General features: G+C 70.2%; 19 protein-coding genes. 11 read left to right on the top strand and 8 right to left on the bottom strand.

The window, feature by feature from the left end; all coding sequences use genetic code 11:
• Positions 1–87: 87 nt before the first annotated feature.
• Positions 88–774 carry a Crp/Fnr family transcriptional regulator gene (locus tag SANBI_RS01955; RefSeq protein WP_319158445.1) on the bottom strand — a complete coding sequence of 229 codons (687 nt, stop codon included), beginning with the start codon at positions 772–774 and terminating at the stop codon, positions 88–90.
• Positions 775–951: 177 nt separating this feature from the next.
• Between SANBI_RS01955 and SANBI_RS01950 the strand changes: the two genes are divergently transcribed.
• From SANBI_RS01950 to SANBI_RS01930, 5 genes are all read left to right on the top strand, one after another.
• Complete coding sequence (locus tag SANBI_RS01950) at positions 952–1200, top strand: heavy-metal-associated domain-containing protein (protein ID WP_056135629.1); 249 nt, start codon at positions 952–954, stop codon at positions 1198–1200.
• A gap of 99 nt (positions 1201–1299) precedes the next feature.
• Complete coding sequence (locus tag SANBI_RS01945) at positions 1300–3297, top strand: heavy metal translocating P-type ATPase (RefSeq protein ID WP_319158443.1); 1998 nt, start codon at positions 1300–1302, stop codon at positions 3295–3297.
• A gap of 108 nt (positions 3298–3405) precedes the next feature.
• Complete coding sequence (locus SANBI_RS01940) at positions 3406–3738, top strand: hypothetical protein (RefSeq protein ID WP_056135624.1); 333 nt, start codon at positions 3406–3408, stop codon at positions 3736–3738.
• A gap of 40 nt (positions 3739–3778) precedes the next feature.
• Complete coding sequence (locus tag SANBI_RS01935) at positions 3779–4096, top strand: hypothetical protein (protein ID WP_056135621.1); 318 nt, start codon at positions 3779–3781, stop codon at positions 4094–4096.
• 191 nt (positions 4097–4287) lie between these two features.
• Positions 4288–5664: a serine hydrolase gene (locus tag SANBI_RS01930; RefSeq protein WP_319158441.1), complete on the top strand. Its 1377-nt coding sequence runs from the start codon at positions 4288–4290 to the stop codon at positions 5662–5664.
• Between the two features lie 75 nt (positions 5665–5739).
• Here the strand turns inward: SANBI_RS01930 and SANBI_RS01925 are convergent, their stop codons facing one another.
• Positions 5740–7812: a beta-galactosidase gene (locus tag SANBI_RS01925; RefSeq protein WP_319158439.1), complete on the bottom strand. Its 2073-nt coding sequence runs from the start codon at positions 7810–7812 to the stop codon at positions 5740–5742.
• Between the two features lie 287 nt (positions 7813–8099).
• On the opposite strand from SANBI_RS01925, the gene SANBI_RS01920 reads away from it, so the two are divergent.
• The 5 genes from SANBI_RS01920 (at position 8100) to SANBI_RS01900 (ending at position 14082) form a co-directional block, all read left to right on the top strand.
• A complete protein-coding gene (locus SANBI_RS01920) occupies positions 8100–9413 on the top strand; it encodes an ABC transporter substrate-binding protein (RefSeq protein ID WP_319158437.1) in 1314 nt (437 codons plus the stop codon).
• A 245-nt stretch (positions 9414–9658) separates the two neighbouring features.
• A complete protein-coding gene (locus SANBI_RS01915; protein WP_319158435.1) occupies positions 9659–10639 on the top strand; it encodes a carbohydrate ABC transporter permease in 981 nt (326 codons plus the stop codon).
• 1 nt (position 10640) lies between these two features.
• A complete protein-coding gene (locus SANBI_RS01910) occupies positions 10641–11555 on the top strand; it encodes a carbohydrate ABC transporter permease (RefSeq protein WP_319158434.1) in 915 nt (304 codons plus the stop codon).
• 101 nt (positions 11556–11656) lie between these two features.
• Complete coding sequence (locus SANBI_RS01905) at positions 11657–12670, top strand: LacI family DNA-binding transcriptional regulator (RefSeq protein WP_056135608.1); 1014 nt, start codon at positions 11657–11659, stop codon at positions 12668–12670.
• A gap of 164 nt (positions 12671–12834) precedes the next feature.
• Positions 12835–14082 carry a hypothetical protein gene (locus SANBI_RS01900; RefSeq protein ID WP_319158432.1) on the top strand — a complete coding sequence of 416 codons (1248 nt, stop codon included), beginning with the start codon at positions 12835–12837 and terminating at the stop codon, positions 14080–14082.
• Between the two features lie 95 nt (positions 14083–14177).
• Here SANBI_RS01900 and SANBI_RS01895 read toward each other — a convergent pair whose 3' ends face one another.
• From SANBI_RS01895 to SANBI_RS01870, 6 genes are all read right to left on the bottom strand, one after another.
• Positions 14178–14822: a response regulator transcription factor gene (locus SANBI_RS01895; RefSeq protein ID WP_319158430.1), complete on the bottom strand. Its 645-nt coding sequence runs from the start codon at positions 14820–14822 to the stop codon at positions 14178–14180.
• Complete coding sequence (locus SANBI_RS01890; protein WP_319158428.1) at positions 14815–16158, bottom strand: sensor histidine kinase; 1344 nt, start codon at positions 16156–16158, stop codon at positions 14815–14817. The genes SANBI_RS01895 and SANBI_RS01890 overlap by 8 nt, the downstream gene beginning before the upstream one ends.
• 26 nt (positions 16159–16184) lie before the next feature.
• Entirely contained in the window at positions 16185–17045 is an 861-nt protein-coding gene (locus SANBI_RS01885; protein ID WP_319158426.1) for an ABC transporter permease, read from the bottom strand.
• Positions 17042–18094 carry an ABC transporter ATP-binding protein gene (locus SANBI_RS01880; RefSeq protein WP_319158424.1) on the bottom strand — a complete coding sequence of 351 codons (1053 nt, stop codon included), beginning with the start codon at positions 18092–18094 and terminating at the stop codon, positions 17042–17044. Before SANBI_RS01880 ends, SANBI_RS01885 begins: the two co-directional genes overlap by 4 nt.
• 227 nt (positions 18095–18321) lie before the next feature.
• Positions 18322–19326, bottom strand: a complete 1005-nt coding sequence (locus tag SANBI_RS01875) for a VOC family protein (RefSeq protein WP_319158422.1) — start codon at positions 19324–19326, stop codon at positions 18322–18324.
• 72 nt (positions 19327–19398) lie between these two features.
• Positions 19399–20121 carry a DUF6882 domain-containing protein gene (locus SANBI_RS01870; protein ID WP_319158420.1) on the bottom strand — a complete coding sequence of 241 codons (723 nt, stop codon included), beginning with the start codon at positions 20119–20121 and terminating at the stop codon, positions 19399–19401.
• A gap of 87 nt (positions 20122–20208) precedes the next feature.
• On the opposite strand from SANBI_RS01870, the gene fabI reads away from it, so the two are divergent.
• Entirely contained in the window at positions 20209–20976 is a 768-nt protein-coding gene (gene fabI / locus SANBI_RS01865) for an enoyl-ACP reductase FabI (protein WP_319161142.1), read from the top strand.
• The last annotated feature ends 53 nt before the right edge of the window (positions 20977–21029 follow it).

Raw genomic sequence — 21029 nt, 5'->3', positions numbered from 1 at the left:
CGCGGCCCGGCTGAGCACCCGCGGTCCGGTTGAACGTCGCGGTCTGGCTGTGTGCAGTGCTGCCGCCGGACGTCGCGGCACGCAGGCTCAGCGACGAGCAGCGTCCTCGAGAGCCCCGAGGTCCAGGACAGAGACCCCCCGGCGTCCCTGGAGCGCGATGACGCCCGAGGCCGACAGCGCCGCCAGGCGCCGGCTCAGGGTCTCGGGGGTGGTCCCGAGATAGGCGGCGACCTCGTGCTTCGCCATCGGCAGCAGCACCGTGGCCCGGCCGGTCCTGCTGGTGGTCGCCGTCACGAGGTCCAGCAGGTAGGCCGCGACCCGGACGCCGACGTCGTCCGACGTGATGGCCGACAGCAGCCGCTCGACCGAGGCGAGCCTGTCGGAGAGCGTCCGCAGCATCCGCTGGCTGATGTCGGGATAGTCGCGCAGCAGAGCCGAGAACCTCGCTGGGTGGAACACGCACATCTGGCTGTCGTCGAGGGCGACGACAGTGTCGAGGGGCGGGCGACCTGTCAGGAAGGCGCGCTCGCCCACGACGTCGCCGGCGGTGACTGTCCTGAGGATCTGCTCCTGACCGTCGGCGGACGTCCGGCTGACCTTGAGCTGCCCGCTGTGCATCACGAGCAGGCTCGACGCCGGGTCTCCGGGGTCGGAGACGACCTCGCCCTTCTGGAACGACACGGACCGCGCCGCCCCTGCCACCCGGAGCTGCTCCTGGCGCGACAACCCGTGGAAGATCGGGACGCGGGCCACGCAGAGGTCGTCCTCAGCCATGCCCCGAACCTACCCGGACCACCCGGCACCTACGGGTTGCCGAGGCTGCTCCGGCGCCTCCCGGCAGGCAGGGCCGACGGACGGTGCCGGTGCTTGACCTGCGTCAAGGAGTCTCCAGGAGATCCCTCCTACCGTGAAGGTGTCGCTGAGAACCGTCACCAACGAAGGGATCCGACCATGTCCACCTCGACAGCACCCGCCACCTCCACCACCCGCACAGTCCTGAGAGCCGAGGGGTTCTCCTGCCCGTCCTGCGTGGCCAAGATCGAGAAGCAGGTGGGCCGGCTCGACGGTGTCGAGCGCGTGCGGGTCCAGTTCGCCTCGTCACGCATCGAGATCGACCACGACGCCGGACGCGTCACCGTGGACCAGCTCGTCGCCGCCGTGGCCAAGGCCGGCTACAGGGCCGCACCCTCGAAGGTCTGACCTCTGATCTGTGCTCTCCGGGCACCCGCGGGTGCCCGACCCGTAGTTCCTCCAGGCGCGCCGGGCGACCGGCGCGCCCCGCAGAGAGGTGGTGCTCCGATGGGGAGCAGGTTCGAGAGATGGGTCCACGGGGACTGGTCGACGCCCGTCGTGTCAGGGGTGCTCGTCCTGGTCTCCTTCGTCCTCAGGCAGTCGGCCGGAGGCGCGGGTGAGGTCACGCTGAGCCCGCAGTGGTGGCTCGATGCCGGTGAGCACGCCACAGGCCCCGGCACGGTCTTCACCCTCGCGGACGCCGTCATGCTGGCCGCCGCGGTCACCGCCGGCTGGGGGATCACCATCACGGCCCTGCGCGCACTGGTCGCCAGGGTCGTCGGGATCGACCTGCTCGTGGCGGCTGCGGCGATCGGGGCCGTGGTGATCGGCAACTTCTGGGAGGCTGCGGCAGTCACGTTCTTGTTCGCGACAGGTCACGCCCTCGAGGCCGCGACCCTGGGCAAGACGCGCTCCGCCCTGGCCGAGCTGGTCGCGGTGGCCCCGGACCACGCCGTCGTCGTCCGCGACGGTGAGCAGCTGGAGATCCCTGCGGCGCAGGTGAGGGTCGGCGAGGTGGTCCTGGTCAAGAACGGCACGAAGGTCCCTGTCGACGGAGAGGTCCTGGACGGGACCGGTGCGGTCGACGAGGCGTCCATCACGGGCGAGTCGATACCGGCCGAGAAGTCCAGAGGTGACCGCGTCTACGCAGGGACGATCTCCCGAGCAGGCTTCTTGCGGGTGCAGGCCACCGGGACCGGAGCAGACACCACCCTCGCCCGCATCATCCACCGCGTCGAAGAGGCCCAGGACGCCAAGGCCCGCACGCAGGCCTTCATGGACAAGTTCTCCAGGTGGTACACACCCGCCGTGATGGTGCTCGCCGTAGCGGCCGGCGTCGTCACGGGTGACGTGGTCCTCGCGCTGACCCTGCTGGTCATCGGGTGCCCCGGCGCGCTGGTCGTCTCGATCCCCGTCGCGATCGTCGCCGGCATCGGCCGGGCCGCTCGTCGAGGGATCCTCATCAAGGGTGGTGAGTTCCTCGAGACCTCGGCGAAGATCTCCGTGGTCGCCATGGACAAGACCGGGACGCTCACCGAAGGCCGGCCCCGCCTGACCGACGTGGTGGTCCTGGACCCGCGCCTGGGTCGTGCCGACGTGCTGCGCTGGGCTGCGGCCGCCGAGGCCGGGTCCGAGCACCCGCTGGCACGTCCCGTCCTGGCGGCTGCGGACGAGGACGGGGTCGGTCCCTCAGAGATACCGAGCACGGTGGTCCCGGTGCCCGGCATGGGCATCATGGCCGAGGTCGACGGTCAGCGGGTGCTGGTCGGCAGCCCGCTGCTGCTCGAGCGGTACGGGGTGGCCGACGCCCGCGGAGCCTCCCAGGTCGCCGCGGCGCTCGCCGCCGACGGCAAGACGCCCATGACGGTGGCCGTCGACGGCTCCGTGATCGGCGTCCTCGCCGTCGCCGACCAGGTCCGCGCGGACGCCGCTGAGGCCGTCTCGATGCTGCACAGGGCCGGCGTCACGAAGGTCGTCATGCTCACCGGGGACAACCGGCTGGTCGCCGAGGCTGTCGGGAAGGCCACCGGGATCGACGAGGTCCACGCCGCGCTGCTCCCCGAGGACAAGCTGGACGTGGTCGAGCAGCTGCAGCGGCAGGGCCGCACCGTGGCCATGGTCGGCGACGGGGTCAACGACACCCCTGCCCTGGCGGCGGCAGACATCGGCGTGGCGATGGGGGCAGCAGGCTCCGCGGCGGCCGTGGAGACCGCCGACATCGCACTGATGGGTGACGACCTGCTCAGGCTGCCTGAGGCGATCAGCCTGGCCCGACGGACCGTGGCGGTGATGAGGCAGAACATCGTCGTCGCCCTGGGCACGGTCGTGCTGCTGCTGGCCGGCGTCGTCGCAGGGGGGCTGACCATGTCTGTCGGCATGCTCGTCCACGAGGCCTCTGTCCTGGTGGTGATCGTCAACGCGATGCGCCTCCTGCGCAGCAGCGGCCACGACGCGGTCGACCAGCGCTCCAGGCCCAGCCTGACGTCCGTCGGCTCCCGGGGTTGAAGATCTCGTCCCTGTGGACAACGTCCGCGCACCGCTGCGCGCTCCTAGTGTCGGTGCAACGGCAGCGACCGGTCCGAGGTCGCCGCCCTGTCACGGCAGGAGCAGGGCATGAAGTTTGCGATGGGGGCAGGCGTGCTGACGGCGCTCGCACGGAAGACGTCGACGTCGAGCGACGACCTCGGCGCCGTCGTCCGGGAGCTCTCCGCGGCGGCCGAGCCGCTCGAGGGGCGTTTCCACGGCGCTGGCCGGCAGGCCTTCGACAGGTTCCGCCGACGCACCGAGGAGATCGCCGTCGAGCTCGACGCGGCTCTCGCATCCGTGCTCGTGGGCATCGGCGGGATGGACCGCGCCTTCACCGAGGGCGACCAGACGATGGCCGACGAGACCCGGGCGACCGAGGGCAGCGCGTCCTTCGCCTCCGCGCGGTTCTCTGGCCGCTGACCACAGACCTGCTGACCACCGACCTCAGGAGACGACGACGATGAGCACGACGAGCACGACAGACCGCAGGGACTACGACACCGCAGCATCGACGGCTGCTCAGGAGAACTTCGACAGGGTGGCAGCGCGGCTCGACGGTCTGATGGACCAGCGCTCGGCCGACGTCCGGGACGCGATGGCCGACTACGAGGCCACAGGTGTCTCCGGTGACTACCAGGCGCAGGAGCAGCGCTGGGCGACGGTCGCCGCGGAGGTCCGCGGGATCGTCCAGGCCCTGCGCCGCGCGCTGACCGACAGCGACGCGAGCGCCCAGGACTCGCTGCGGCGAGCCCAGTCCGCGGTCGAGGCGATCGGCTGACCTGGGACGACGTGACGTACGAGCGCCGCGCCGGAGGTGCCGCACGGCAGGTCCCCTGTCGCGTGGTCCCCTCGGCGCAGAGCCGCGGATCTTGATAGCGTCGAGCGATGCCACGGACGCCACTTCCCAGCCCGCGCCCTGACCGACCGCTCCGAGCCCGATCGCTCCAAGCCCCTGGAGCCGCCACGCTGGTGGCCGCGCTCGTCCTCACCGGGTGCTCCTCCTCCTCCGACGACAGCGAGACCGAGCCCACATCGACGGCCTCGAGCACGTCGACGACCTCGACCCCGGTCGAAGAACCATCCTCCGAGCCCGCCGAGCTCCCCGAGGGCCCCGCGGGAGAGCAGGCCGCCTGGTTCCTCGAGCAGCTCGACCCCGAGACCACCGTGAGCGCCGACGAGATCACGTCCCGCGTCTCCGAGGCTGTGCTCGCCGAGATGAGCGCCGAGGACCTCGCGGCGACCCTGACAGCGCTCGCCGCAACAGGCCCGTGGACGCCTCGGGCTGTCGCTGGTGAAGGATCCGCCGTCTCGGTGACGATCGTCGACACGGCCGCGACCTACCTCGAGATGCAGGTCGCGACCGACGAGGCCGGCCAGGTGACGACCCTGTTCTTCGCGCCCGGGAGCAACCCCGACCGCGCACCGGCCGCGAGCTGGGACGAGCTGGACTCGCTGCTCGGCGACACCGGCGTCGACCACTCGCTCCAGGTGTCGACCGTCGACGAGGCCGGTCTGTGCACACCCGTCCACCAGGCCGGCGAGACGGCCACGCCGATGCCCGTCGGGTCGATCGTCAAGCTCTACGTCCTCGGGGCCGTGGTGACGGCCGTCGCCGACGGCACCCTCACCTGGGACACCGAGCTCACCCTCACCGACGACCTCAAGTCCTTGCCCTCAGGCACCCTGCAGGACCAGCCGGCCGGGACCACCGTGACCGTCCAGCAGGCAGCGGCGGGCATGATCTCGATCAGCGACAACACCGCGACAGACCTGCTCATCAGCACGGTCGGCCGCGACGCCGTCGTCTCCGCGATGGACGACATGGGCCACCACGACCCGGCGCTCAACACCCCGCTGCTCACCACGCGCGACCTCTTCTGGTTCGGCTGGGGCGCCCCGGAGTCCGTCCCGAGCTGGACCGACCTCGACGTGAACGCGCGCGAGGCGCTGCAGGACCAGGTGCCGGCGGGCGTGCTCGACATCGACCCGATGTCTGTCACGACCCCGCGCTGGGACGACGGCCTCGACTGGTTCGCCACGGCTGCCGACCTCTGCTCCGCGCACGCCGGCCTGCAGACCATGGCAGGGACCGAGGCCGGCGAGCCCGTCCGCGACATCCTGTCGGCGAACACCGGGATCACCCTCGACGAGGCCGACTGGCCTTACGTAGCCTTCAAGGGCGGCAACGCACCCGGTGAGATCGCCGGGTCCTGGCTGGCCGAGACCGCCGACGGGGAGACCGTCGTGGTGAGCCTCCAGCTCGCGACCGACGACCCGCTCGCCCTGCCCGCCCCCGTCGACCTGTTCTCCCTCGCCGAGGACGCCTTCGGGCTGTACGGGTCGTGACACAGCAGAGCCCGACGTCGGACCTCCGACGACGGGCTCTGCTCGGCGCCCAGGCCCCGGCGTCCGCCGTGCCTGTCAGGCCTCGGTGATCACCGAGCCGGCCGCCACGTCGGCCCGGGCGACGGCGAAGCCACCGGCCCGCACGAAGACCTCGCCGTCGACCTCGTCACCCACGAGCACCTGGCCCGCCCCGGGGACCACGACGTCCTCGGTCCCGTGGTTGAGCACCACGGTGAACTCCGTGGACCCGTCGACCGACCGGCGGCGCACGACCTCGACCTCGTCGGGCAACGTACGGTCCGGGACGATCCCCGCGTCGGCGTAGGCGCCGTCGAGGAAGGTCGTCAGCGACGCACCGGTCAGGCGCGTCGAGGTGTACCAGGCAGCACCCTCACCGTGGACGTTGCGGGTGATCGCCGCCTCGCCCTCGGCGGGGCCGTCCACGTAGGTCGCCACGACGTCGGCCGTCGTCACCACGAGGTCTTCGGCCCAGACGTCGGCCGCAGCACCCTCGAAGCGTCCGCCGGCCAGCGTCATCGAGTCGCCCTCGCGCAGCGGGAGCAGCTCGTCGACCCGGACACCCAGCACGTCGTGCAGCGCAGCGACCAGGCCACCGGCACGCACGGCATCGTTCTCGTCGACCAGCCCGGAGAAGCACGAGACGGCCAGCGTCCCACCAGCAGCCGTGTACGACGTGAGGTTCGCCGCCGCCGCGTCGGTCAGCAGGTACGACGCCGGGGCGAGCACGAGCCTGTACCCGCTGAGGTCGGCCTCGGGGTGGACCAGGTCAGCCGTGACGTCGTCGCGCCACAGCTGGTCGTAGAAGGCGACGATGCGCTCGCGGTGCGAGTGGTCGACGCTCGGTCGCCACTCGAGGTCCTGGGCCCAGAACGACTCCCAGTCCCAGAGGATCGCGACGTCGGCGTGCACCTGCGAGCCGCGCAGCTCGGAGAGGTCGGCCAGCGTGCCGCCGAGCTCGACGACCTCTTTCCACACCCGGCTCGAGGTGCCCGCGTGGGGCAGCATCGCCGAGTGGAACTTCTCGGCGCCCGAGCGCGAGGCCCGCCACTGGAAGAAGAGGATGCCGTCAGCCCCGCGACCGAGGTGGGACAGCGCGTTGCGGGCCATCTCGCCGCGGCGCTTGGCCACGTTGCGCGGCTGCCAGTTGACGCCCGAGGTCGAGTGCTCCATGAGGATCCACGGCTTGCCGCCCGCGAGCGAGCGGGTGAGGTCGGCGTCGAGGGCCAGCGTCACGTGGTTGCGGACCTCGGCGGCCGTCAGGTAGTGGTCGTTGCTCACGATGTCGACCTCGCGCGCCCAGCGCCACAGATCCATCGAGGGGCAGCTCGTCGCCATGAAGTTGGTCGTCACCGGGACGCCGGGCGAGAGCTCGTGCAGGATGTCACGCTCGGCCGTGAAGCACGCGAGCAGCGCGTCGGAGGTGAAGCGCGCGAAGTCGAGGCGCTGCGCGGGGTTGACGACGCTGGCCGACGTGGCCGGGGCCCCGACGTGCTCCCACTCGCGGTAGGTCTGGCCCCAGAAGGCCGTGCCCCAGGCGGCGTTGAGACCGTCGAGGGAGCCGTGGCGCTCCTGCAGCCAGGTGCGGAAGGCACGGACGCTGTGCTCGTCGTAGCTGTCCGAGACGGGGGCGCCGTACTCGTTGTGGACGTGCCACAGCGCGAGGGCCGGGTGGGAGCCGTAGCGCTCGCCGAGGGCGCGGGTGATGCGCGCGCAGGCCCGGCGGTAGTCGGGGGAGGACGGGCTGACCATGCCGCGCGAGCCGTGGCCCAGCACGACGCCGTCGCGGGTGACGACGCGCGAGTCGGGGTACGTGGCGTAGAACCAGGCCGGCGGGGCTGCGGTCGGGGTGCCGAGGTCGACCCGGATGCCTGCCGAGTGCAGGAGGTCGAAGAGCCTGTCGAGCCACTCGAAGTCGAAGACGCCCTCGGTCGGCTCGAGCCGGGCCCACGAGAAGATGCCCACGCTCACCAGGTTGACCCCGGCCTCGCGCATGAGGGCGACGTCCTCGACCCAGACCTCTTCGGGCCACTGCTCGGGGTTGTAGTCCCCGCCGTAGCTGATGGTTCCCACACCCGGGAGCCAGCCTGCTGGGGCTCCTGCGGTGCGGACGGCGGTGGACTCGCTCATGGCTCTCCTTGCCGACAGGCGGCGGTTGACGTGGATCTCTCAGCGACGTGCGGCTCCGGGCTCCTGCGCTCTAGACCCGCTGCCCTGTGCTCCCCTGTGCTCGCACCTGTGCGCGCTCACAGACTTCGACATCGCTGTACAACGACGAGGTAACACTATTTTCTGATGTTTGACAACCAGCAGGAGTGTGCCGGTACTGTGACCGGTCACAGGTACAGTGGCGTTTCTGAGTACGACGTCGTACCCCACCTCAGCGACGAAGCGGAGGTGACGATCAAGGAGGACACATGCGTCTGGCCCGCACACGACTCACCGCAGCTGCGGTGACGATCGCAGCACTCACCCTCGGCGTCGCAGCCTGCGGGAGCGACTCCGAGGGCTCGTCCGCCGACGGCCCCGTGAACCTCACGTTCTGGACGTGGGCCCCCGAGATGGAGGCTGTCGTCGACATCTGGAACGAGGCGAACCCCGACATCCAGGTGACCGTCAACAAGCAGGACGGCGGCGACGCAGCCGTCACCAAGCTGCTCACGGCCATCAAGGCCGGCAGCGGCGCACCCGACATCATGCAGGCCGAGTACCAGGCCATCCCGACGATGGTCTCGGCCGACGCCCTCGCGGACGTCTCGGCCGAGGTCGGGGACGACCTGTCGGGCCACTTCGCGGACGGCGTGTGGAACTCCGTGACCCTCGGGACCGACGCTGTCTACGGGATCCCGCAGGACTCCGGGCCCATGCAGTTCTACTACCGCGCGGACATCTTCGAGGACATGGGCCTCACCGTCCCGACCACCTGGGACGAGTACGCGGACGTCGCCGCCCAGCTGCACACGGCCGACCCGTCCAAGTACCTCGGGACCTTCTCGGCGACAGACGCCGGGTCCTTCACGGGCCTCGCGCAGCAGGCCGGCGCCTCGTGGTGGGGCATCGACGGCGAGTCCTGGACCGTCGACATCGACGACGAGGCCACCCTCAAGGTCGCGCAGTACTGGGGCGACCTCGTCGAGGCGGGCACGATCGACAACAAGCCGATGTACACGCCCGAGTGGAACGCCGCGCTCAACGACGGCTCGCAGGTCGGCTGGCTCAGCGCCGTCTGGGCACCCGGCGTCCTCGCCGGCAACGCCCCCGACACCGAGGGCCTGTGGAAGATGGCTCCGATGCCGCAGTGGGACGCCTCGGCCCCCGCGACAGGCAACTGGGGCGGCTCGGCCACCGCGGTGACCACGCAGTCCGAGCACGCCGAGCAGGCCGTCGAGTTCATCACCTGGATGAACACCTCCGAGGAGGGCGTCGCCGCCCTCGCGGACGTCTCCGGCATCTACCCGGCCGACATCCCCGGACAGTCGACCGCGCTGACCGACCCGCCGGCGTTCTTCGCCAACCAGCCGGACTTCTACGAGATCGTCGCCGAGACGGCCGGCACGGCCAACCCCTTCACCTACGGCCCGAACGTCAACGTCGCCTACTCGGCGTTCAACGACGCCTTCGGCAAGGCCGCCGAGTCCCGCTCGGCCGCAGGGTTCGTCGAGGGCATCGAGTCGATGCAGACCACCACGGTCGAGGACCTCAAGAACTCCGGCTTCTCGGTCGCCGAGTAGTCGCTGCGTAGCCGCCGAGCAGTCGCCGCGGGCCAGCGGCTGCTCGACCGGCACCAGCACCACCCGCACGACCCGGTCGGCCCCAGCGGCACGGCCGACCGCTCGACCAGCACCCTCAGCAGCACCCTCCCCGCGGGGCGTCACGTCAGCGACGCCCCGCGGCACGGCCCGGCCCTGCGCCGGGCACTCGACTCCGGCGCACCGCGCGCACGCCGACCCCCTCGCTCTGTAGGAGTACGACTCTCATGCCGCCGACCACCCAGAAGCTCGCCCCGCCGACACCCGGGGCCCCTGCGCCCCTCCCGACCACGCGCCGGGGTCGCAGCAAGGGCACCCGCGACCTGCCCGCCTGGGGCTTCCTCGCTCCGGCCATCGCACTCTTCGTCATCTTCATGGCGCTGCCCATCGGCTACGCCGCCTACCTCAGCCTGCGGACCGTCAAGGTGTCCGGGCTCGGCCTCGGGGCCGGGGCGCGGACCGAGAGCTGGGCCGGGTTCGCCAACTACTCACGGGCCCTGAGCGACCCGGAGTTCCTCTCGAGCGTCGGGCGGGTCGGTCTCTACGGGCTGCTGCTCGTGCCGACGATGATCGTCCTCGCGCTGCTCTTCGCCCTGCTGCTCGACTCGCGCGGTGCGCGGGCCAAGGGCTTCAGCCGCATCTCGATCTTCTTGCCCTACGCGGTCCCGGCCGTCATCTCGTCGCTGCTCTGGGGCTTCCTCTACCTGCCCGCGGTCAGCCCGTTCTACTACGTCTTCGAGAAGCTCGGCTGGGACGCTCCGTCGCTGCTCTCCTCCGACCTCGTGCTCTTCGCGATCGCGAACATCGCGCTCTGGGGCGGCGTCGGCTTCAACATGATCGTCATCTACACCTCGCTCAAGGCGATCCCGACGGACATCTACGAGGCCGCGCGGATCGACGGGGCCAACGAGCGCACCATCGCGCTGCGCATCAAGGTCCCGATCGTCACGCCGTCGCTCATCATGACCTTCGTCTTCTCGATGATCGCGACGCTCCAGGTGTTCGCGGAGCCCACGACGCTGCGCCCGCTGACCAACACCATCTCGACGACCTGGTCGCCCCTCATGAAGGTCTACCGCGACGCCTTCACGCGCGACGACCTCTACTCGGCCGCCGCCACGTCGATCATCATCGCGGCCGCGACGTTCATCCTCTCGTTCGGGTTCCTGCGCCTCGTGCAGAGCCGTGCCTTCAGCCAGGAGAAGTGACATGAGCACCACGACCCCCTCCCGGACGAGCGCGCACTCCCGTGGCTCCTCCGCCCTCCAGCACTCTGTCGTCCGCCCGACCCGTCGTCCGCGCATCGGCTGGGGCGGCACCATCGTGCTGCTCGTCGGCGCGGCGTACTGCCTGCTGCCCGTCGCCTGGGTGCTCGTCGCCTCGTCGAAGAGCGCGGCCGAGCTGTTCTCGACCTTCACCTTCGCGCCGTCGTCGCACCTGGTCGACAACATCTCGGAGCTCTCCGCGTACCGCGGCGGCCTGTTCTGGCGCTGGATGCTCAACACCGGTCTCTACGCGGGGGTCGGCGCGCTGCTCTCGGTCGTCGTCTCGGCGATGGCTGGCTACGGGCTCGCCAAGTACAGCTTCGCGGGCAAGAAGGCCGTCTTCAACACCCTGCTCGCCGGGGTGCTCGTGCCGGCCGTGGTCCTCGCGATCCCGCAGTACCTGCTGCTCGCCAAGCTCGGCATGACCAACACCTACTGGTCGGTCCTGCTGCCGAGCATCATCAGCCCCTACGGCATCTACCTGGCACGCATCTACGCGGCGGCGTCGGTCCCCGACGACGTCATCGAGGCGGCCCGGACCGACGGCGCCAAGGACTTCCGGATCTTCCGGACGATGGCCGTGCCGATGATGCTGCCCGGCCTGGTGACGGTGTTCCTGTTCCAGTTCGTCGGGATCTGGAACAACTACATGCTGCCGTACATCATGCTCGGCGACGACAAGCTGTTCCCGCTCACCGTGGGCCTCTCGGGCCTGCTCAACCAGGGCGCCTCACAGCCCGCGATGTACACCTCGGTCATCACCGGAGCCCTGCTGTCGATCCTCCCGCTCATCGCGCTGTTCCTCACGCTCCAGCGCTACTGGCAGGTCGACCTCGCCGCAGGCGCCGTCAAGAGCTGACCCGCACGACCGGCGCAGGGGTGCGGTCACCCGCTCCCCTGCGCCTCGTGGCACCACCAGGTGCCACCTGTTGACCTAGAGTCTGGAACGTGGAACCCGAGATGGAAGCACGCACCGCGCGCAAGCGCCCGACCATCCGCGACGTCGCGGCGGCAGCGGGAGTCTCCCGCGGGACGGTCTCCAGGGTCATCAACGGCGGCCACTGGGTGTCCCCCGAGGCGCTGACCGCGGTCCAGGAGGCGATCCGCACCACCGGGTACTCCATGAACCAGCACGCCCGCTCGCTCGCGACGGGCCGCTCCAACTCGATCGCCTTCCTGCTCACCGAGCCCCAGCACCTGCTCTTCGAGGACCCGACGTTCTCGATCTTGCTGCGCGGCGCCGCCGAGGCCCTCGGGCAGCGCGAGATGCCGCTGCTTCTCATGGTCGCGGGCACCACCGAAGAGCGCCGACGGATCACCGACTACATCACCGCCGGTCACGTCGACGGCGTGCTGCTCATCTCCTCCCACCGCGACAACCCCATGGTGAAGTCCCTGCTGCGCGCCGAGATCCCGGTGATCGCCTGTGGTGTGCCGATCGGCTACGAAGACTCCGTGGGGTACGTCTCGGCCGACGACGTCGGCGGCGCGCGCAAGATGACGCAGCACCTGGTCGACTCGGGTCGCACGCGGATCGCGACGGTCACCGGGCCGCTCGACACCCCCGGTGGGACCATGCGCCTCGCCGGCTACCGCGAGGCGCTCGGCGAGAGGTACGACGAGACCCTCGTCCGCCACGGCGACTACTCCCGCGAGGGCGGCCGCGCCGCGATGGCCGAGCTCCTCGAGGCCCGTCCCGACCTCGACGCGGTGTTCGTGGCCTCCGACCTCATGGCCGCGGGTGCGATGACCGCGATCAAGGACTCCGGCCGGTCGATCCCGGGCGACGTCGCCGTCGGCGGCTTCGACGACTCGGGCCTCGCCGCGACCCTCGACCCGCCGCTCACGACGATGCGTCAGCCCTTCGAGCGGATCTCCTCCGAGATGGTGCGGCTGCTCCTCGAGGTCGTCGACGGCCAGGAGCCCGCCGCGGTGACGCTGCCCGCGACGCTGGTGCGGCGCGAGTCGGCCTAGAACGAATGGGCGCTTCAGTAGACCACCGTTGAGTGTGGCAACACAGAACATTGCTGCACGCTAAGATCACTGCTGTCCACCAGAAGGACTGACGCGACGAGACTCGTCGAATCGGTCGAGAACTTCACCCGGCAACAGGGCCACGTAGGCTCTAGTCTGAGGCAATGATCTCACGCAACTTCCTCAAGTGCCCTGGTTGCGGTGAAAATTTTGTGGCTCGTATCGGCACCGACGCGACTGTGCAGACAAAATTCTACCTTCCATGCCCGTATTGCAGCTTGCCAATTCGAGCGCGAATGTCGGGCGAAGATCTCGATGATCATCGTGTTCGGTTCGAATGTGAGAAAATCTCAGAAGTTGATGTTTCCGAAGATACTCTCGTCATTACTGTGGATCCGTTCGTTCCGTCAAAATACAATGCAGACTCCCACGACGGCTTGGGTGCCTTCCCGACCCTAACCGTGAGGCAATTACTGAAGAACGAAGAGCACTCGGCGTACTACCACGACCGCAGTATGGCCGCATCGGCGATTGAGGGCTCCTGGCCTTCAACCCGAATGATCTTCGAGTACTATCTCCAACAAGATTGGGCTATGTTTAATTCTACAGTCAAATCGGCCCTAGAAATTTCCCGGCCCGGGGAGACAGCCCATGAGCGATCGACCATCGCGTACCAGAGCCTGGCCTTCGTCGCTTTCGCCGTTACAGGAAGCGCAAACAGACGAAGCGTGAGGTTGCTCGAGCGATTCAATAGCAAGCACACAGCGGCCATCAAGAAGGCGCCCTACGTCCGATTCCTAAGAGCACAGCGCGACCCCACCGCCCAACTCGAGCGCGAAACCTTCGACATGGTCGCCTCATTCATTGCCGACTACGAGTCTTGGTCCATGGGCAGAATCGCGCGTCACACATCCGATGAAGGCGAAGAGGCCTTGATGAAGCTCACGTTATTTCGTGACGAGTTCTCGCTACTTCGTGATCTTTACCAGCAGGGCTTCGAAGTCATCTGCAAATCTCTGTGGATCCTAGTCTCGGCACAGAATACTGCCATCAGAGGTGATCCAAACGGCTTCGGCTCGGCACACCCCGTCGAAGTTCCGCCCAAGAGCCATGTCCACACAATGGCGCAGTTTGCCCGCCTTCCAAATTCGCACAAGATCGCTTATGTGTCCCAAGTCCCGGGTTGGGAACCGCTCAGAGATTTCCTCAACAGTCGGCGTCGAAACACCATCGGGCATGCTAGCGCACGGCACGATCTTCGAACTGGTCAGATCTTTAGCGATCTCGATCCCACCGGGATCACTTATCTCTCATTCACACGCGAGGTTTTTGGTGTCTTCGAAGCGCTTGGCGTTACGTCGCAGATCCTCCGAGCCGCTCGCATTACTTCTTCGCCAGATTTCGTAGGTTAGCAGACTCAATTACTGCCAAATGCTCGACAACGCCCCTTAGGGGTCGCGGACGAGAACCAGTTACTTCTATCCCGTGTATTGATCGGCTTCTTCTGCTAGATCCACCCGTGCCGGCGGGCCGTCGCGGCGGCCTCGTGGCGGTTGGAGACGCCGAGCTTCATGACGGCTGTCGACAGGTAGTTGCGGACCGTCCCGACAGACAGCGACACCCGCACGGCGATCTCGTCGACCGGCGATCCGTCGGCTGCGAGCGCGAGGACGTCGGCCTCGCGGGCGGTGAGCGGGCTGTCACCCGACGCGATCGCCTCGGCGGCGAGCTCGGGGTCGACGTAGCGTCCGCCGGCGTGGACCGAGCGGATGACGTCGGCGACGACGAGGGCCGAGGCGGTCTTGGGCAAGAAGCCGCGGACCCCGACGGCGAGGGCACGCTTGAGGTAGCCGGGGCGGCCGTGGCTCGTGACGATGATGCAGCGGCAGCCGGGGAGCTGGGCCGCGAGACGCTCGGCGACCTCGATGCCGTCGAGGCCGGGCATCTGGAGGTCCAGCACCGCGACGTCGGGGGACGTGCGGAGCGCGACGGCGAGCGCCTCGTCGCCTGTCGCGGCCTGGGCGACGACGTCGAGGTCGTCCTCGAGACCGAGCAGCGTGGCGACGGCTGTGCGGATGAGGTTCTCGTCGTCGGCGAGCAGGACCCGGATGGTCGTCGGGACGGGGCCTGCGAGGGTCGGGGTGTCAGTCACGGTGCATGGCTCCGTCGGTGGGGTCGGTCGCGTCGGTCGAGACAGTGGGGCTGGTCGGCTCGGAAGGCACCGGGCTGCGCCCGTCGGCGTCCCGGGTGGCGGCACCCGAGCGCTCGGCGTGATCTCCTGCACTGTCCGCAAGGCCGGGGACCGTCGCGGAGACGACGAAGGTCCCGCCCTCGACCCGCACGTCGAGCCGGCCGCCGACGGCCGAGAGCCGCTCGCGCAGCCCGGTGAGGCCACTCCCGCTGACCGGTGCCGACGCGTCGGGCGCGATGCCGTCGTTCGTGACGACGAGCAGCACCGTGGTGTCGTCGTCGCCCTGCATGAGGTCGAGCGTGCACCGGCGGGCGTCCGAGTGGCGCACCACGTTGGTGGTCGTCTCCCGGACGACCCAGGCGAGCACCTCGCGCTCGGCCGGTCCGGGGAGCTCGGCGAGCATGGTCGTCCGGGCGTCGATGCCAGCCGATCGGAGCAACGACCGCGCCCCCGCGAGCTCTGCGTCGAGGTCCGCCGTGCGGTACCCGACGGCGAGGGTGCGGACCTCGCGGAGCGAGTCCTGGGCGATCTGCCGCACCTCGAGCATCTGCTCGGCGGCACCGTCGAGACCACGCCGGGCGAGCTCGGCCGCCAGCTCGCTCTTGACCGCGACGACGGACAGGGTCCGCCCGACGACGTCGTGCAGGTCGCGCGAGAAGCGCAGCCGCTCCTCGGCGACGGCAAGCTGGGCCTGAGCCGTGCGAGCCGCGTCGAGCTGCCAGACGAGCAGCAGCATCCAGCAGGTCATGCGGCCGGCGACGACCACCACGAAGAGCGGCCAGAGGAAAGAGAAGAGGACGATCAGCACGACGTCTTCTCCGGCGACGCCGTCACCCACCGCCAGCGCGACCACGGCGAAGGACAGCAGCAGCGAGGCGAGGGTGAGACGGCGGGCAGACCGGATCGGGGAGACTGCGTAGAGCGAGAAGGAGCCGACCACGAGCAGCGACAGACGGATCCCCCCGGCGAGGTCGTCGCCGCCCTGGAGCGCGAGGATGGCCGCGACCATGACGACGGCGGCACCCCCGAGCGCCCACCAGAGGCGGCGGTCCATCGGTTCCCCGCGGAGCATGGTCGCGAGGCTGCCGCGCAGCACGAGACCGCACACCGCGGCGTGCGCGAGGCCGAGCAGCGCGCCGAGGGCGACCCGCCCGCCCTGGCCGTCCCCGTCGCCGGCGAAGACCTGGGCGAGGAGGACGACCTCGAAGAGCAGGATGGAGTAGAGGGTCCCGCGGATGAGCAGGTCGAGGGAGTCGGTCTGGTTGCGCCTGGGACGCGAGACCTGGCGTAGTTCCACGGGTGACACCCTGTCACACGCGCCGGTCAGCGGCGCGGTTCCCAGCGGAAGTACCGGATGGTCGCCCACACCCCGATCGCACCCCAGGCGACGAGCACCACGAAGGGCAACGCCGCTGCGGAGAAGGTCCCGGCGAGGTCGAGGACCTCACCGGACCTGTCGACCCCCGCGATCCCGAGCTCGATCAGCTCGACGACAGGGCTCATCGGCAAGAAGCGCGCGACGGCGAGGAAGGTGTCCGGCATGACCGAGGCGGGGACGGCGAAGCCGGGGGCGGCCATGAGCACGAGGATGAGCGGCAGCGTGGTGACCTGGACAGACTCGACGGTGCTGCTGAAGGCCGAGCTCACGGCGGCGAGCAGCGCGACGACCACACCGCCGCCCAGGACGGCGACGACGACGAGCGCCACGTTGACGGGTGTGTAGGTCCCGACGAGCACCGCGGCGAGGACCGCCGCGACGACGGCCTGGACGATCATCGTGAGCATCGACGGCAGCGAGATCGACGTGAGGACGTCGAGCACCGAGCTCTCCCCCGAGCGCAGGCGCTTGAGGACGAGGTCCTGGCGGCGCGCGACGAAGGTCGAGACGAGGGAGTAGTACACACCGAAGAGCAGCGCGAAGCCGGTGATCGTGATGATGAGTCGGGTGGCCTGCATCTGCGTGGTGTCCCCGGAGTCGGGGAGGACGCGGAGCATGAACAGCCCACCGAGGATCGGCAGACCGGCCGAGTAGAACAGGAGCGCCCGGTTGCGGAGCAGCAGGCGGATCTCGGCGGCGGCGAGGGACCAGGTGCGGCGCACGGAGAGCCTGCGGTCGCTCGGCGACGTGGTGGGGGCCGACCCTGTGCGCGGCGAGGTGGCGGTCGTGCTGGTCAGGGTGCTCATGCTGCGTGCTCCTTCGGTGCGGTGCGCAGGGTGGTCGGCGCCATGGCGCCAGGCTGCTGGTCGTGGGCGGGCTGCTGGTCGTCGACGCGCGGCTGCGCGGCGATCGACAGGAAGGCCTGCTCGAGGGTCGACGCCCGTGCGTCGAGGTCACCGAGCACGACCTGGTGCTGCTGCGCCCAGGCGAGCAGCCGGGTGAGGTCGCCCTGGAGGTCGTCGGTCTCGACGAGCGCGCGGGGCCCGTCGCCGCGCAGCCCGCGGACCAGCTCGGGCGGGAGCGGCGGGGCGTCCGCCGGGAGCGTCGCGCCGATGCGTGACGGGTAGCCCGAGACGATCTCCGACTGGGTGCCGGTGACGACCACCTGCCCGTGGTGCATGATCGCGAGCCTGTCGGCCAGGCGCGCGGCCTCGTCGAGGTAGTGGGTCGTGAGCATGATCGTGGTGCCGGCGTCGCGCAGCGAGGCGATGAGGTCCCAGGCGGCGATGCGGCTCTCCGGGTCGAGGCCTGTGGTCGGCTCGTCGAGGAAGAGGACCGACGGGCGACCCATGACGGCGAGTGCGAGGTCGAGGCGGCGACGCTCACCGCCCGAGAGGCTCTGGATCGCGACGTCGGCGCGGTGGCCGAGGTCCACGAGGTCGAGGGCCTCGGCGACCGGGCGCGGGTCGGTGAGCGTCCCGGCCCAGGCCTTGGCCATGTCCTTGACCGTGAGGTCGGCCGGGAAGCCGGCGTCCTGCAGCATGATGCCGGTGTGCCGGCGGACCTCGGAGCGCTCCATGAAGGGGTCTCTGCCGAGGACACGGATGCTGCCGCCGCTCGGGGCGGCGATGCCCTCGATCATCTCCATGAGGGAGGTCTTGCCGGCCCCGTTGGTGCCGAGGAGCGCGAAGAGCTCGCCGCGGTGGATCTGGAGGTCGACCCCGCGGACGGCGTCGAAGCCGCGGGACGCACCCTTGCGGCTGGAGGCGGGCGCACCGTAGCGGCGCCTGGCGTCGCGCACGTCGATGACGAGGTCACCGCTCTGCGCGGGGCTGTGTGTCGTGTGCTGGCTCATACCTCCACTCTCCCGGCGGTCCGGGGCGGAGGTCAGTGCGCGGGCTCACCAGTGCGGGGTGAGGGTGTCCCGGGGTGGGCATGACATCTGTCATGCCTCTTGCAGGAGTCGGGTCCGAGGCCGCTGCCGGGAGGCTGTGAGCGGGCCCAGGGGCCGGCGGGCATCCTCCTGCGCGGGCCGACAGCCTGGGCAGGAGGACACCGGGACCGGCGGCTCGCCGGGAGGCCTCAGGCCGCCGCAGACACCGCGATCCGGTTGCGCCACGGGTCGTCGAAGCGGAGCAGCTCGCCCGGTCCGCCGGCGCCCTCGTGGGCGACGGTGACGGAGTGGTGCCGCAGCCTGTCGGCGAGGGCGCTGACGTCGTCCGCGGTCGGCACGACGATCGACACCTCGCCGAGGCCGAGCGACACCGCGCGCGGTCCGGCGCCCATCGAGGACCACGTGTTCATGGCCATGTGGTGGTGGTAGCCGCCCGCGGAGACGAACAGCGCGCTGTGCATCTCGGCGGTGGCCTCGAAGCCGACGGTGTCGACGTAGAACTGGCGGGCGCGCTCGACGTCGCCGACCTGCAGGTGGACGTGCCCGACGACGGCGTCCTGGGCGTTGGGGGCCGCAGCGACCTCGTCGGTCAGGTGGGTGCGGATGAAGCCGTTGGGGTCGAGCGGCCGGTTGTCCATGACGACGTGGCTGCCCTGCCAGGACCACTGGTCGCGGGAGCGGTCGACGTAGAGCTCGATGCCGTTGCCCTCGGGGTCGTCGAGGTAGAAGGCCTCGGAGACGAGGTGGTCGGCGCTGCCCGTGTAGAGCTGCGGGGCGTGCTCGGCGACGCGCAGCATGGTCGCGGCGAGGGCAGCCTGCGTCGGGAAGAGGATCGCGGTGTGGAACAGGCCGGCCTCGCCCGGGCGACGGGCGGGCATGTCGGGGGCGTGACGGAGCACGACGAGCGGCGTGCGGCCTCGGCCGAGGGTGACGATCCCGGACCGGCGGTCTGCGGCGGCCGACGAGGCGCCGCCCGCGGGTGCGATGACGTCGAGGGCGATCGCCGTGGAGTAGAAGGCGACCATCGCGTCGATGTCGTGGACGTAGAGCGTCACGGCGTCCATCGAGGTGTCGGCGGCGAGCAGGTCGACGGCGCCGAGGGCGTGCGGCGCCTGGACGCGCGCCTCGTGCTCGGCGGCGCGGGCGTCGGCCTGCGCGGGCGAGGTGGACGTGTCGATCATGTCGCGGCTCATGCGGGTGCTCCTCCGGGGTGTGGAAGAACTAGTTGATCATTCATTAGTTGTAGTGTCAAGTATCTAGGCGGCTCAGCCGCCCAGCCGTCCCGACACCTTCGAGAGCCGTCCGAGGTCGTCGAAGGTCGCGACCACGGCGCCGTCCGCAGCGCGCAGCGTCGTCTCACCGGCCGCCTCCTCGACGCCGAAGCCACGCATCCGGCCGTAGGACGACACGGCACGAGGCCAGTCCACGACCACACCCGAGGCTGCGACCTCCGGCAGCAGGGCCGCAGCCCGCACGGCGCTCGGCGCAGGCAGCGTCACCTCGGGCCCGTCGAGCAGCAGCGCCACCACGGTCCCCGCACCCACCACGCAGGTGTAGGTGGTCATGCCGCCGCAGACCGTGGCCGCGAGCGCCGCGTAGTGCCGCGCGTCCTCTCGCGGTGAGGAGCGCAGCTCCTGCTGGGCTTGCGAGAGCTCGGTGAGACCGTAGCGGGTGCCGAAGTCGCTCACGTGCCGGGCGTAGGCGAGGACCTCGTCGGGGAAGCCGGCGTCGTTCCCCCACGCCCACAACCACGTGCCGGGGCCCGGTGCCGCCGACCCGAGCAGGTGGGCGCGCAGCACGACAGGGGGCACACCCGCACCGGAGAAGGTGAGCGTCCCGGCCGCCAGGTCGACGTCGTAGCGCCCACCCGCGGCGGCCGCGTACGGCGTCCCCTCCCCCACGACACCCTCGAGGGTGCGCTGGTAGTCGCAGACGAGGACGAAGCCGTCGTCGAGCACGTCCTGGGCCGAGGTGATCTGCGTCGTCATGCACCCAGCCTAGGGAGGCGGTCCCCGGCTGTCGCGGCACCTGCGAAGATGAGCCCAGCACCCACCCCTCGACGGACGGACACCCGCATGGCCCTGCTCGACGGCAAGACGATCTTGGTGACAGGGGTCCTCACGGACCACTCGATCGCGTTCCACGTGGCACGCCTCGCCCAGCAGGAGGGCGCTCAGGTGATCCTCACGTCCTTCGGGCGTCAGCTCCGCCTCACCCAGGCGATCGCCAAGCGCCTGCCCGCCCCTGCTCCTGTCGTCGAGCTCGACGTGACCGACGACGCCCACCTCGCGGCGCTCGCCGACACCGTCCGCGAGCACACGGACCGCCTCGACGGGGTCGTCCACTCGATCGGCTTCGCCCCGCAGTCTGTGCTCGGCGGCAACTTCCTCGCCGGGCAGTGGGCCGAAGTCGCGACGGCCCTCCAGGTCTCGGCCTTCTCCCTCAAGTCCCTCGCCGTGGCGGCCCAGCCGCTGCTCTCGGGCGGCGGATCGGTCGTCGGCCTGACCTTCGACGCGAGCGTCGCCTGGCCGGTCTACGACTGGATGGGCGTCGCCAAGGCGGCCTTCGAGTCCACCTCGCGCTACCTGGCCCGCGACCTCGGCCCGCACGGCATCCGCGTGAACCTCGTGGCAGCAGGTCCGGTCAAGACCACCGCCGCGAAGTCGATCCCGGGCTTCGAGGCCGTCGAGGGCGGCTGGGACGAGCGCGCGCCGCTCGGCTGGGACGTCAGCGACCCCGAGCCCACGGCCCGCGCCGTGGCCGCGCTGCTCTCCGACTGGTTCCCCGCGACGACGGGCGAGATCGTCCACGTCGACGGCGGCGTCCACGCGATGGGCATGTAGCCGAGCAGTTCCGGTACCACCGGGCGGGCCGGGGACGTTGGTCCCGGGCCCGC

Source organism: Sanguibacter biliveldensis (genome assembly GCF_033798665.1).
GTDB lineage: Bacteria > Actinomycetota > Actinomycetes > Actinomycetales > Cellulomonadaceae > Sanguibacter > Sanguibacter inulinus.
This window is presented reverse-complemented; position numbering and strand designations above follow the sequence as displayed.

What these genes read in the sequence shown, in the direction of transcription:
- SANBI_RS01955 (WP_319158445.1), bottom strand. Translation starts at nt 774, where the DNA reads ATGGCTGAGGACGACCTCTGCGTGGCCCGCGTCCCGATCTTCCACGGG.
- SANBI_RS01950 (WP_056135629.1), top strand. Translation starts at nt 952, where the DNA reads ATGTCCACCTCGACAGCACCCGCCACCTCCACCACCCGCACAGTCCTG.
- SANBI_RS01945 (WP_319158443.1), top strand. Translation starts at nt 1,300, where the DNA reads ATGGGGAGCAGGTTCGAGAGATGGGTCCACGGGGACTGGTCGACGCCC.
- SANBI_RS01940 (WP_056135624.1), top strand. Translation starts at nt 3,406, where the DNA reads ATGAAGTTTGCGATGGGGGCAGGCGTGCTGACGGCGCTCGCACGGAAG.
- SANBI_RS01935 (WP_056135621.1), top strand. Translation starts at nt 3,779, where the DNA reads ATGAGCACGACGAGCACGACAGACCGCAGGGACTACGACACCGCAGCA.
- SANBI_RS01925 (WP_319158439.1), bottom strand. Translation starts at nt 7,812, where the DNA reads ATGAGCGAGTCCACCGCCGTCCGCACCGCAGGAGCCCCAGCAGGCTGG.
- SANBI_RS01920 (WP_319158437.1), top strand. Translation starts at nt 8,100, where the DNA reads ATGCGTCTGGCCCGCACACGACTCACCGCAGCTGCGGTGACGATCGCA.
- SANBI_RS01915 (WP_319158435.1), top strand. Translation starts at nt 9,659, where the DNA reads ATGCCGCCGACCACCCAGAAGCTCGCCCCGCCGACACCCGGGGCCCCT.
- SANBI_RS01910 (WP_319158434.1), top strand. Translation starts at nt 10,641, where the DNA reads ATGAGCACCACGACCCCCTCCCGGACGAGCGCGCACTCCCGTGGCTCC.
- SANBI_RS01905 (WP_056135608.1), top strand. Translation starts at nt 11,657, where the DNA reads ATGGAAGCACGCACCGCGCGCAAGCGCCCGACCATCCGCGACGTCGCG.
- SANBI_RS01900 (WP_319158432.1), top strand. Translation starts at nt 12,835, where the DNA reads ATGATCTCACGCAACTTCCTCAAGTGCCCTGGTTGCGGTGAAAATTTT.
- SANBI_RS01885 (WP_319158426.1), bottom strand. Translation starts at nt 17,045, where the DNA reads ATGAGCACCCTGACCAGCACGACCGCCACCTCGCCGCGCACAGGGTCG.
- SANBI_RS01880 (WP_319158424.1), bottom strand. Translation starts at nt 18,094, where the DNA reads ATGAGCCAGCACACGACACACAGCCCCGCGCAGAGCGGTGACCTCGTC.
- SANBI_RS01875 (WP_319158422.1), bottom strand. Translation starts at nt 19,326, where the DNA reads ATGAGCCGCGACATGATCGACACGTCCACCTCGCCCGCGCAGGCCGAC.
- SANBI_RS01870 (WP_319158420.1), bottom strand. Translation starts at nt 20,121, where the DNA reads ATGACGACGCAGATCACCTCGGCCCAGGACGTGCTCGACGACGGCTTC.
- fabI (WP_319161142.1), top strand. Translation starts at nt 20,209, where the DNA reads ATGGCCCTGCTCGACGGCAAGACGATCTTGGTGACAGGGGTCCTCACG.